We start from the raw sequence: 12,527 nt of genomic DNA on the forward strand, positions 1-12,527 counted from the left end.
CGATTTTTATTTTGTTCTCTATACTGTTTTCTTACGGAAAATAGAGTTATACCATTTAACCGTTTCTTCCTGTTCATTTGAAGCATCGGTTGATGACGAATCTTCTACGTTGCCCGCTATTAAATCAGAACGCTTGGATAAAATAATCGTCATTACTTGTTCACGCTGTTCTTCATTTAAAGCGTAGCTTCCCATGAACGTTGCTATATCGCCTTCTCCGCGCTCATAGCGAGTGATGCATGCATTAGCACAAATACGTATTTGAGCCTCTGTTAAAGCTGCCATGGTTATGACTTCACCTCTTTTTATAAAGATTGTTGTTACATATAATCGTCAGTACACGTTATTTTCCAGTGTTACTAAGCATGAGCTGGGTCAACGTCACTTCGAGATCTGCAATCCGCTGCTTCAGTTGTTCTGTCTCGCTTGGCTGTTGCCCTGCTTTTTGTGTCAGTTCCTTAATTGCTTCATCACTCAACCCTTCACTCCAGAACGTCGCCGGGTCTTTTCGTTCTGGAGCCGTAAATGTCTGAGCAAAATATACAGGTTCATCCCCGCGTTCGTTTTCCTGCTTATTTCGCCATTCATCATGCAGCTTCTGAAATAAAGCTTGGGATTCGTTGTTCAACTGATCAAGGGCTTTTTGTGCTTCTATCAGCTTTTGATTATATTCCGCTTCATAGGTCAGCCAACCTTGGATGTCAAAACGGGGCTGATATAGACCAGATGGCACTGGAATCCCTACTGTATAACCAGCAAGGATGCTTTCTGAATTTGTTCCATCTGTGGTACTAAAGCTACTGTCAGCAAGCCGATGGGTGTCTAGTTGCTGGTTTGTATCAGATAGCGTAGGTGAAGATGGAGTATAAAAAGGGACGATACCTGAAAAGGTATCATCCACCAGCTCGTCCTCAAGATAGAGGCCGTTTGTATTTACTTTAGGTACTGCTTTCATGTGTAAGACCTCCTTATTGTTCAGCTAGGAATGACAATCCATCAAACCAAGCACCCTTATTGTACCAATTGTTTTGGCTTAGAACCGCGCCCGACGTATATATAATAATCGTGGAGTTGGGCGCATCATTAGCTCCGTCAGAGGTTCTTAATCTTATTTCCATGTTATTTTTAGGCCGATATCCTACGGGTAGGATAAACAGCCTCGTACCTGGCGTTACAGCTCCGTCTCTAATACCGCCTCTAAACACCACTAACCCATCCGACAACCTCACATACTGCATATCCCCCGTCCAACCATTAAGCAACGTAGGTGTAAGCCATGCAGGATTATCTTTGTCAGCCTTCTTGTTTTCTAGCACCGACACTCGCGCTGTGTTTTGCTGTACGCTGTCCACCAAGTCTGCAAGCAGCGTTTTTTCATTCGCTGCATAAGAGCCAATGAATGGTACAATTGGCGAGGTTTCAAGCGTCAAATATGTTGTGCTGTAGGATGCTGCTGAATCGAACTTATATAAAGGTATCCAGGCCTGTGTAAATCCGTATACATCAATTACATCGGAAGCGTGTCCGATTGCAGACCAATTATCATTTTTGCCGTTTTTATAAACTGCAAAAATTTTATTAGTACGGAACTGGAGTTTACCAAGCCCATTTAAAGAGCCGTTAATCCACATTTGATTATTGGATTGTCCAGGTTTGGACCCCTCCCTAACTATCAACCCCGTACCTACTTCAACCTGATTATCGCCCTCAACAAATGATAGTTGCCCCTCGAATACGATAGGCTCCACAGTAGGTGTTGCAAGCTGGTATACAAGTTGATACGGTGTGTACCCTGCATAAGACTGTTGTGGTGCAGATTGGGTAAAGTTAGGCGCACCTATTCTTTGCACCCAATACTTAGTACCTGTACCGTTCCACGTTGCCGTTGTTGCTGATTGTGCTTGTGCTGGTGTTAGGGTATTAGCGTCATAAGCCTTGTACCCGAAAAAGTAGGCTCTGATGTCGTCTAATGTAGGTGGGTAGCTATCAGCCCATCCACTGTCTGAAACAGGTACAGAGATGGCAAAATTAGGCGAATTCGCATCTATCCCCCATCTGTCGGCTATTGTGTCTTGACCACCCCACAATAGTATCTTACCGTCAAACTTTACTGCCGATCCATTGCCAACAAACGCATAATTTACACCGGACACTACAGGATAAAGGGCTTTGAATCCTACCCCCGACACTACATTATTCACTTTAGTTATTCTACTGCCATCTAGTAGGACACTTTCAAACCTTTTCACTTTGAAGTATTGACCATCACGCTCAAACACTGTATCCGCATTAGCTCCTGTAACTGGATCGGCGTATAGGTCTGTTTGCAACGCTAACATGGAATCCTGGCGCGGTTTGAACGGTTGGGCTATGTTGCCAATGTTGAGCATGAAGTTCTTACCCGTAAACGTCCCGGCTACACCTAACCTGTTTGTCAATGAGATGTCTACAAAAGTGTTATTTCCTGAATTGAAACTAACTGAACTCGCTGTAACACCGTTAATAATAACTGCCTGCTGGTTTACCCCATATATCCCTAAAAGTCCATCATGCGTAGCAGACAAAGTATACTGCGTATTGGGGACTACTTTTACCGACGCTGCCGCCCTCCATTGTGGTTCGGTGGTAGTCATTATAGAAAATTCATACTCTCCTTTAATTACGACTCGGGCATCGGTCAGACCTCCGTTATTAACCCACTCGCGGACGGATGGAAGTAAGTTCTCACCATACCGAATCGTATAGGGATTACGCACAGGCATTACACTATCAACATACGGATACTTAGCTGCGGCCTGTGCAGGCGTAAGACTTGCAGCTACTGCATAATCTGTATCACTAATCTCATATACGCGCACACTATCCATATTAAATGTATTACCAGTCGCACCCGTGCCAGTGATGGTAACAATATGAAAATACTCCTTCGCCGTGAACCGTACAACAGACGGCGCAAAAACAGAGCCAGAATTTACCTCATTACCCACAGCACCGGCAATACCATTTATTGATATCGCCACCTTGCTGCTATTAACACTTTTCACGTCCGCTATTGCGATATATTTTCGTCCAGGTGTGGTCAAAAAACTTGCAGACGCGGTTGCCGGTACACTACCCAGAGTAATTTTAAACGAGCTACTACCGTTGGTCTTGTTATTATTATCAATTGCAATAGCTACGTTTGAGGACCATTCGCTTACTGTCTCGCAACTACCCATGCGTCCCAACAAATTCACCAACGTACGCCCGCTCAGCCCCGTCAATGAAAATGGCGCAGCCTTTTCCGCATGAACAATCTGTAACCCAGGTTCCAAAGTTACCGCCTTGCGTTCCGTCGTATCCAGGCGCTTCTTAAACTCATTTACACCGTCATTCACCTCACCTGCAAATTCATCTACAGACCGCCAGTTTTGATCCAAGTACTTCTCCAGATCAAAATACGTGGTTTTGGGCGATGTACGGTCAATTTGATTTAAACCAAGATTCGGTGTTTTTTCGCTTGCCATGTTATGCGCCACCTCCTAAATACCTATCCTGTGTTGTATGTTCATTTTCATAGAGGGTCATAGACTCTACTTCGGCAATGGTCAGGTAGCGTAATTTGTACTCCACCGCCATATGAGCAGGCTTGATCTCCTCAATGGCTGCTTTAAGGTCCTCCACATTGGGTGGAATCCCAATGGTATCTATAAATTTGACCGTAAATCCCCATTCGGCGGGGTGAAAAGTAACCTCTACCGTTCCTCCGTCGTACGCTTCAGCTACGTTTTTGACAAGTCGGCCGGAAAAAGTTCCTGCTCCTCGCAGCTTTGATTCCACCACGGCACGCCGTTGATCCAATGGCTTCGCCAGGTCGGTTTCGATCCCCAGCTCCATTTCCCAGCGTTCCAACCCCCAGGTGGCAGTACGTACGAAAAACTGTCCCACCGTTGCATCCATTGCAAGATACAAGGCGTCCAATTCGCTTCCTTTAGCATCCATATTGGAACGCATCACACGTGAGGTTTCATAATAGGCGGGCAAATAGGAAAGCAGCTCGCGTCCCCGCTCGCTGCTCATTTGATCCACTGTATCTCCCGCTATTGCTACCCTGTTAGCAAAAGTGCCACTACGGTTTGCGCGTTTTCCCTGGTCTGTGTTATTCAATAAATCTTCAAAACTGTTTGTTTTATCGTTACTCACTGACGCTCACCGTCCCCAGTACTGCTACCTGACCTGATCCAATCTCAATATTCTGATTGCTCTGTCCATTAATTTTCAGTTCAGAGAAATCAATAATAATCGGAATGTCCAGCAGCACAGCGGAAATCCGGGTGTACCGTACCAACGGATCTGCCTTGTAAAAAGCAAGCTGCTTCAAATACGTCCGCACACCGTTTTCAATCAGTTTTTTGATTTCATCCAGTGTGGACGGCTTCTCTTTGGTGCGCTGTACCTTGACCGAAATGTTTATTTCCACTTCAGCCGCTGGCATAACCGTCACCACGGGGCCCGCTGGTGCTAGCCCTTCGCCTTGCCCATCCTGGGTCGGATCAATATACTTCTGCACTGCAGCCACGATATCCGGGCTGGCTGCTCGTTTATCCGTATCCAGCACATATAACCCCACTGTTCCTGGCCCTTTCCAGAGCGGAACAACCTCCACGCCACCAACGCCAGCTATCTCATTCGCCCACTGGGTATACTGCGCCTTGTTGCCACTTGTGCCCTGTTTCCGCACCTTGGCATAAAAACGCTCCAGTAACAGTTGGTCGCTCTCAACGTCTGTGCCGCTTTTGGTTTCCTCCGTATTGATCACGGAGGAAACCCCGCTAATCGGAGTAGCCATCACCTGGATGACGCCTGCTGGCACGTTGCCGCTGCGTCCGGGATTGACCGCTCGAATGGCCGCTTCCCCTGTACCCTGCTCATCCAGCGTGACCGATGCCGTGGTCGCATACTCAATGGAGGCTTCCCCGGATACATCATCTGCCGGAGTCGCCACCAACGTTCCCGCTGGGACGATTGTTCCCGCTGTACCCGTGAACGTAACCTTACCTGAGGCCGCAACGGCTTCCCGCCGTGTCACTCCATGTTCTGCTGTCCGCAAATCCAGCTCCGGCGAGCGAAAATCTGGGTTATCGCTGGCTGCTGTGCTGGCAAACCCCCGACGCAGCAGCTCCTGCGCCCAGATTGCGGCTTCAGAGAGCATAAATGCCACCGGCGCCTGCGCATCCCAAATAAAAGAGCCCTCAGACTTATCGATGTCCGAGGGCACTTTTTCCAGCATCCGATTTAAAATTTCTTCTTCCGTCTGGTCTACCAAATATTCCGGCAAGTCTGCCATTAGATCACCACACTTTCCACAATTTCCGTTTCATCCCGCACGTTCGTAATCTGGCAGCTAAAATAGCATGCCTCGCCTTCCCAGCGAAACGTGAATTGATCCACACTAGCCGTACGTGCATCTGCTAGCAACGCCTCTGTGACCATGCGTTTAATTTCACTTTCCTGCACAGCGTGCCCATAGCTGCTGCCAATCAGCTCCTCCAGCTCACTTCCATAGTCAGGTGAATAGATCACATGACGGTAGCGAGGAGTGCGAATCGCTTTTTCACACCACTGTACCCAGGCTTCTTTCTCGCCTGTAGTCACGATTTTACGGCTAGGGCTCATAACAAACTCGCCGGCTTCAAAATCAAACCTCCAGCTTCGCCCAAATACCGCACGATTATCCTCCAGCACATCTGGATCGGTCACATCTGTGTCTGTCCAAATCATATCGTCTGTTTCTGGAAACAAATTAGCCACGTCCATTCACCACCTTGCACACGACCACCACATCGTTGCCACTATTCACCCGCACCGCCAGTACACGATCCCCAGGCTTAAGTCCTTTGTTCAGACTCAGATTTACATCCTCCAGCTCATCTTCCCCGATATAAAAGGAAGTTTTCAGCTCTTTGCCTTCCCAATTTTCTGATTCCACCGAGGTTGAGGTACCTTTGTACATATGGCGTGGTACAGATAGCAGTCCCGGCAGCTCGGCGACTAGATAATCCTGAAGCTCATGTTTAAAATCGTCCAACTTGAGTCCTGTGGAGGTGATGGTACCTAATACTGCACCTACTCCACTCAACGCTTGCTTGGTATGTTTATGAAATGAAGATTGCAGCGCAGTGGCTAAATGCCCGTAGGGGTCCTTATTCAAGGTAAAACCTCCTTTTTACATCGTCATACGTTCCGAGCTCCAGCGACATACTGCCAGGGTTGCCCAATTCCCTGCTTACTGAAATTACCAGCAGCTTCATGGTCCCTAATATTACCGCGTCTCCTGCTCGAATCGTGTTCATATCTGGCGCATTTACCGATATCGTTTGTTGTATGCCTCTCAGCTTACTTTTGGCCAACTCACGTGCCGCCGCACCCGATTTCACCTCGTCATCCTGTACGATCACCTGAAGTGTTCCATATTTGGCAATGTCCTTTTCCTCAAGTGCCATCACCTTGGAAGGAACCTCTTTCCCTGTTTCACTGGCCGCCGTAGCCAACACCTTTACTCTCGTGGCTGCGCCTTCCAACGTTCGGGATTGTGTCGTATCGGTCACTCTCTCCAAGACGTACACATCTTTGTTCGTGCCCAGTTCGTACAGCTCCAAGCCGGAAGAAATCATACGTGGATGATATAGCTTCCCCCCCGCCTTGGCTGTCTCCCGCAGATCGCCCAGCATCATGGAGTAAATGGACTGTGTTCGGTATACAGCGCGCCCGAGCTGCTTTTTTGTGTCCGGCAAAGAAGCGATTTTCAGTTTCCAGTCCCTCGCATACTTCTGAAAACGCTGGGTAGCCGTCTGCTTGGCAGGGAGTAAATATTCATCCTCGGACTTGTCCAAATATACCGTACGGTCATATAGCGTGAACGTCATACGCTTGAGTCCGTTGTTCGAAGTTTCTACTTCCCAAATAACGGCTGGAGACAGCAACGGGACATAATCCTTTTTACCATAAGGAATCCCACTTACCCGAATCGACATCCCTGGAGAGATGGGCGGCATATCCGGCGTAACCACCAAATTGACCGTGCCCTGATAAGCAATTTGCTCCAGTGAATCTCTCAAATTAATGTTCTCCACAAGCGGCGACAGATCATATTTATCCTGTAAAATGACTTTATAACTCATGACAACACCAGCTTTTGCCCCGGTTTAATCGCATTCGGATTTTTCCCGATGGTCTTTTTGTTAAGCTGATAAATACGACTCCATTGAGAGCTGTCTCCCAGCTCCAGCTTGGCAATTTTGGACAAGGAATCTCCCGATTTAACCGTGTAAGTTTTCTTTTTTTCTTTCATATCCGTGCGAGGCTTTTTGTTGACTGTCGTGGACTTCGAGCCAGTGCCAGCTTTTTTGGCTACTTTCATTTCACTCCAGGTTCGTAGTGACAAATCAAAATTCACATCCCCATATTCCCCGCCCCGAAAGGTTGAATTATGAGAAGCCACAATTACCGGTACATTCACAGCTGTCTCCGTAATGATAAAGCGTAGCGGGCTCTTGGATAACAAAAAGCCATTCAACGTGTTCATGGCCTCCTGCGGATCAGGGATGTCTTCGTATGTGCAATATGCTGGATTGTATTCTTTCGGAAAAAAAGAAGAGAAGGAGATTTCCTTCACCTTCTCCCCTTGCGGAAAGTCAAACTCCCCATAGGACAAAATCGTCGTTGTATCAAATCCTTTTTGCCGTGAGATCGTTACTTCCTCGGGATTTACTGGAAACTGAAACTTTTTTCCCTTCCCATCCGTCAAACTAAATTCCATCTTTCTCCTCCTTCCCTATTGCTACCATCTACTGCATTACATAGCTCCAGTTGGCTTGGTGTTCTGCGTTGCACGCAAAATTTCAGCTTTGAGACGGTAGCCAATCTGCGTAATAAGCCCATCCACATCCAGCTTGTTCTCGTGTACAGTAACCTGTACAGCCCCCGCAGGAAGATTAAATTGGTTGGTGGTTTCAGTTTTAAAATCCTTCAAAAAGCCAGACAATGTTCCCATTTGTTCAGGACTGATCTGTACAACTTGAGGAGTGGGATTACCGTTAGCCTTACCTTTAGCTTTGGCGCCATTGTTCGCATGCGCCGCAGTGTTCAATAATGGACTTGGGTTTACACCCTGGTTAGCGATAGCCAGCGGTCCATAAGGATTAGGGACGCCTTTGGCACCCGGTTGTGGAGGTCCATACATTACTTGAGAGCCGGGTGGTAACCCCGGAAAAGGTGGCATAGGTGTTAACGGTTTGGTAGCCACAGCTACAGCAGGTTGAGGCGGTACGGCAGGTTTAGGAGCTTCAGGTGGCTTAGCTGGCTCTTTCTTAGGTTCATCTTTTTTACCGAAAGAAAAGAAATTAGAGATGCTATCACCAAAGGCTTCGCTCTTCTCAGAAAGCCAACCGGTTACTTTGGATGCCTTCTCCTTAATTTCAGATCCATGGTCTGATATCCAGCCGCCCACTTTTCCCCCTAAAAAGTCACCCGCTAAACCGCCTACATATGAGCCAACGGCAGTACCAACACCCGGAAGCAAGAATGTTCCTATAGCTCCGCCTACCGTACTCCCAACCGCTCCACCTACGGTGGAACCAATCGCTTGTGCACGTTCCTTGCCCGGAGCTGCTGTAGCTATGCTTGCTGCATCTGCCAGAACCCCAAGAGGCCCACTAATGAACTTTTTGCTTACACCAAGACCTTTACTCACTTTTTCAACTAATCCGCTATCACTTACCATATCCAGAACAGAAGAAGCATCTATATCTGTTCCACCAGCTAGCAAGTCGCCTGCAAAGCTAAGAACGCCACGCGACTTGGAAGAGCGGCGACCATGAGGACTTCTCGGATTATTTCTTGGACTTGGGACTCTTCGGTTAGGATTAATTCGTGGATTGGATTCTGCAGAACCTGTACTTTGTCGTCCATTTCTGTTTCCTTGTGTTGAACTCCGATCTCTAGTATTAATCCTTGCGATCTCTCCGGCTCTTGAATTAAAATCTCCTTGACCACCCGAGGGTCGACGGCCACCGCCTCTATTTCCAGACCTTCTGCCTCCTGTACGTCTGTTCCTTTTTCCTAAGCCAGGTCCACCGCCAAACCCACCAGTAGATTTATCAGAGGTAACTTGAATTAATTTCTTAATTAATTCTTTAATCTCCGAAAGGTCTGTATTACCTGATGCGCCTTCAGTGTTACCTTCGGCTACCTCTTCTTTCTTATCCGGAAAAAAGAATTTTTTAAGTACTCCTTTTGCACCGCCTTCCTTCCACGTTTGTTTGGTCTCCATAAAGGCGGCGGGCATCTTTTTAAACGTTTGAAGACTTAAATCTTCACCTGTAACCCCTTTGTATACTTCCTGTACAACCTTGGCTGGTTCATTATACTTTTGCAGCGCCTCAGCCCAATCAGGAAGCTTTTTCTCCTCTGCTTTAGGCTTGTCTTCTTTAAAGAAAGCATTAAGTTTAACTGCTTTTGTGTTATCTTCTAGCGCCTTTTTAAGATCAGCAATGCCGTCAATGGAAACACTACTGCTGCTCTTCACCTTTAAATCCACATTCCCCGAGGCGTTTATAATCTGGGATTTGACCCGATTAATCTTGTTGAACAGATTATCCAAGCCTTTGGAGGCCATATCGTTCAGTACAATCTCAGGAGCCATGCGGGTACGTCCGATTTTCAAAACACGGCCTTGAATCCGCTCAAAATAACGTTCCATTGCACGCAATTCTCTGTTCGCCTTAATGACGTTTTTGGGATCGATCACAAGATTCATGCGGTAATTTAATGCTTCTGCCATCTATTATGTTCACCTCCTTGCTTATGCTTTTGAAGCTGCTATGCTATCCATTTCCTGTTCGGCAAACGCCAGCAGCAGCATGCGCTCACCGCGGGGAAGCCGCCAAAAGTCTCCGGGACGGAGATGGTGCCGGACCCACAAGTGGTACAGCATCGTCGTCATTCCCCCGGAGCCGATTAGTTTTTTAGATCAGCAATCTCAACTCCAAAACCGGACAGTTCCAATACCTTATCCCCTACTGCGTCCAGTTCACCCGCCAGCAGCATACGGCGGACAGACTGTTCGCCACCAGACAGCTTCAAGCGACTTGTAATCCGAGGATCTCCCCAACCGTTAAGAGACAGGCCCTTCACTTCCAACTTTCCGGTAGCTTCCGAAATCAACAAGGCGTTGAACGTCTCGGTATCTACCTTTTCATCCACAGCACCCTTCACGGTACGACGAATCGTGCAACGTTCACGAATGCTGTCTACTTTGCTAGAGGTCAGTCCGTGCAGCACAATTTTCATATCCAGGCGCTTGATACGAACGGTTTCCTCGGGCAGTTTTTCAGCGGCTTCAAACAGACTGTCCAAAATTTGTTCTTCTGTCATATTCTCATTCAAGCTCATAAGTCATTCTCCCTTATTGTTAATTTCAGAATTTCGCAAATTCTTATTTGTATTTGGGGAACGGGACACCTGACAGTATCCCATTCCCCGTTAACCAATTTAGTTTGCTACAATCGGATCCAGCAGTTCATAGCCTTCGAAAGTGAAGGTCGTTTCTTCCTGTACTTCCTCGCCTGCTGTCCAGTTGGCCAACTGGATTTTGTCAGCAGTGCAACGGATGAGACGAATACTTTCATGTCCAAAGGCTTCTGGATCATCCAGTTTGGTAATAATCTCAAAACGATTAAAGCCACGACGAATCATGTCGGACGTAACCTTGTAGCCACTCATCGTTCCCGTTCCCTTTTTGATACCGCGCTTATGCACCTTCCACTCATTGCCGACGAGATTCAATTCGCGTTTTTCCATTTCCACGCTGGCTTCCAGCTTATTGATGTTCGTCTGCCACACCCCATCCACATGCGCCTGACCAAACGTACCTAAAATAACTCTTGAAGCATCCAACATTTCTTTTTCCTCCTCAAAATAATTCATAATATAGTTCGGGATTTCACAAAATCCTCGTTGTTAAAAAGCTACTTTATTTCTGCTGATTGCATGCGAAATGCTTATACGCGTAAAATGCTTATTTATTGCACGTAAAATGTGCCGAACAGCTGCTCCATCACGTCGGTGAGCTTCACGTTCCATTGCAGGAACACTTGATCCGGCTCCGGTTTGATGACTGGCGCATCACCGTAGTAGGCTGGGTCGAGAATGACATCGTAGCCATCTGCCTCGATCACGTTGCTCAGCGACAGCTGTGCCAGGTATTCTTTGATCGCACCGATGAGTGCCAGACGGCCTTCCACCGTGTTGTTGATTTTGCCAATGTAAGTCTCTTCGGCTGCACGCTGCAAGTCAGCGTTAATGGCATCCATAACACGGATGGAACGGATTTTCTTCCATGCGTTGTTTTGTCCGGCAGACGGGTTCACCAAGCTGTTGATTCCACGCAGCGCTTTGACCTGACGGCCGTCGAAGAACAGGAGGAACACCCCGTTACGGACAGCCTGTTCCTGCTCGGAACGTGTCCAGCGGCGGGTTACATCCTCAAAAGGCGTAACCGCGTACGTTGCGGATTGGTTCAAACGTTGGCCTGCAATCAGCCCGGCTACATAGGCAGCCGTTTGGGCAGAGCTGTAGTCCGTACCTGCCAGGCGTACACCTGTACCCACATTCACGATGCCTTCATGGTTCAGCGCCAGGGAACGTGCAGAGGCCAAGCTGACAGCTGTTTTGGACACATCGTCTGCCGCAGAACCGCCGAATACAGCGATGACGCCTTTGCCTTCGCTCCGCACACGTTTGATCCAGGCAGCAAAGCTTTGCAGCAATGCCAGATCGGCTGCATAATCGAGGGCCAGCACATTAAACTCCTGTCCTTCAAGTGCTTCCTGCATGGCGATGTAATCGGCATTAACCAGCTTGCTATTGCCGCTATTGCCGCCTGTCAGATGCACGCCGCTAACATCCGCTGGAATGCCACCTTCGCCGACAACCTCGGCCTTCACCCATACGTTTTCGCTATTTTCGTTCAGCGCTTTGGCAATCGAAGCAGCCGTACCGTCACTGCCTTTGTACGTACCCAGCAGCTTGGTTCCTTCATAAAGGCGCACCTCACGAGCTTGCTCGTCACCCAAAGTCGGCTGTACCGTTACGGCAAAACCATTACCGCGGCTTCCTGTGTACAAAGCCTTCAAACGCAGCACGTCGGTCGGGGTCTCGCCACCGCTTTTCAGCGTTACAGACGCTTCAGCAGCCGTGTCATCTGCCAACCGGTAAGCGAGCAGTTTTTTCGGACCTCCCAGCAAAGCCAGATACAATGTGGAATATGCTGTCGCACCGTTCTCACTGTCGCCGGAGAAGATTTGGCTAATAGCCGTTTCACTGCCAACCTCTACAAACTCACGTACAGGGCCCCAATTTGCCTTGACGGGTACAACGACCGTACCACGTGATCCACCTTGAATCGCTGAAGCTGCTGCTGCCTGAAAATTCATATACAAACCCGGCAATACCGGTTTATTCGTGTTTTCCCATGTTCCGCCTGCCAT

Annotated in this window: 14 protein-coding genes; all 14 read right to left on the minus strand. The window is 47.9% G+C overall.

Annotated features, from left to right (window positions below; genetic code table 11):
* Positions 1–18: 18 nt before the first annotated feature.
* A complete protein-coding gene (locus KSP24_RS09920) occupies positions 19–285 on the minus strand; it encodes a hypothetical protein (RefSeq protein WP_216975035.1) in 267 nt (88 codons plus the stop codon).
* 58 nt (positions 286–343) lie between these two features.
* A complete protein-coding gene (locus KSP24_RS09925) occupies positions 344–955 on the minus strand; it encodes a hypothetical protein (RefSeq protein ID WP_216975036.1) in 612 nt (203 codons plus the stop codon).
* A gap of 13 nt (positions 956–968) precedes the next feature.
* Complete coding sequence (locus KSP24_RS09930; protein ID WP_216975037.1) at positions 969–3,506, minus strand: hypothetical protein; 2,538 nt, start codon at positions 3,504–3,506, stop codon at positions 969–971.
* A 1-nt stretch (position 3,507) separates the two neighbouring features.
* Positions 3,508–4,059 (minus strand): YmfQ family protein, encoded by a 552-nt coding sequence (locus KSP24_RS09935; RefSeq protein ID WP_254207735.1) that lies wholly within the window; start codon positions 4,057–4,059, stop codon positions 3,508–3,510.
* Positions 4,060–4,174: 115 nt separating this feature from the next.
* Positions 4,175–5,326 (minus strand): baseplate J/gp47 family protein, encoded by a 1,152-nt coding sequence (locus tag KSP24_RS09940; RefSeq protein ID WP_216975039.1) that lies wholly within the window; start codon positions 5,324–5,326, stop codon positions 4,175–4,177.
* Entirely contained in the window at positions 5,326–5,796 is a 471-nt protein-coding gene (locus tag KSP24_RS09945) for a DUF2634 domain-containing protein (protein ID WP_013369782.1), read from the minus strand. Before KSP24_RS09945 ends, KSP24_RS09940 begins: the two co-directional genes overlap by 1 nt.
* Complete coding sequence (locus KSP24_RS09950; RefSeq protein WP_013369781.1) at positions 5,783–6,190, minus strand: hypothetical protein; 408 nt, start codon at positions 6,188–6,190, stop codon at positions 5,783–5,785. The genes KSP24_RS09945 and KSP24_RS09950 overlap by 14 nt, the downstream gene beginning before the upstream one ends.
* The gene (locus KSP24_RS09955) at positions 6,183–7,160 is read right to left on the minus strand and encodes an XkdQ/YqbQ family protein (RefSeq protein WP_216975040.1); all 978 of its coding nucleotides are present in this window, start codon (positions 7,158–7,160) and stop codon (positions 6,183–6,185) included. Before KSP24_RS09955 ends, KSP24_RS09950 begins: the two co-directional genes overlap by 8 nt.
* Positions 7,157–7,798, minus strand: a complete 642-nt coding sequence (locus tag KSP24_RS09960; RefSeq protein ID WP_216975041.1) for a LysM peptidoglycan-binding domain-containing protein — start codon at positions 7,796–7,798, stop codon at positions 7,157–7,159. The genes KSP24_RS09955 and KSP24_RS09960 overlap by 4 nt, the downstream gene beginning before the upstream one ends.
* Positions 7,799–7,834: 36 nt before the next feature.
* Positions 7,835–9,820 (minus strand): tape measure protein, encoded by a 1,986-nt coding sequence (locus KSP24_RS09965; protein WP_216975042.1) that lies wholly within the window; start codon positions 9,818–9,820, stop codon positions 7,835–7,837.
* A 21-nt stretch (positions 9,821–9,841) separates the two neighbouring features.
* Complete coding sequence (locus tag KSP24_RS25465) at positions 9,842–9,973, minus strand: hypothetical protein (protein ID WP_019686368.1); 132 nt, start codon at positions 9,971–9,973, stop codon at positions 9,842–9,844.
* A 23-nt stretch (positions 9,974–9,996) separates the two neighbouring features.
* Positions 9,997–10,431 carry a phage tail assembly chaperone gene (locus tag KSP24_RS09970; RefSeq protein WP_007429164.1) on the minus strand — a complete coding sequence of 145 codons (435 nt, stop codon included), beginning with the start codon at positions 10,429–10,431 and terminating at the stop codon, positions 9,997–9,999.
* A gap of 99 nt (positions 10,432–10,530) precedes the next feature.
* Positions 10,531–10,938, minus strand: coding sequence for a phage tail tube protein (locus tag KSP24_RS09975; protein WP_016821317.1), 408 nt, complete (start codon positions 10,936–10,938; stop codon positions 10,531–10,533).
* 122 nt (positions 10,939–11,060) lie between these two features.
* Positions 11,061–12,527: a phage tail sheath family protein gene (locus tag KSP24_RS09980; protein ID WP_025678600.1), complete on the minus strand. Its 1,467-nt coding sequence runs from the start codon at positions 12,525–12,527 to the stop codon at positions 11,061–11,063.

The sequence above is a fragment of the Paenibacillus sp. AK121 genome, assembly GCF_019042715.1.
GTDB lineage: Bacteria > Bacillota > Bacilli > Paenibacillales > Paenibacillaceae > Paenibacillus > Paenibacillus polymyxa_C.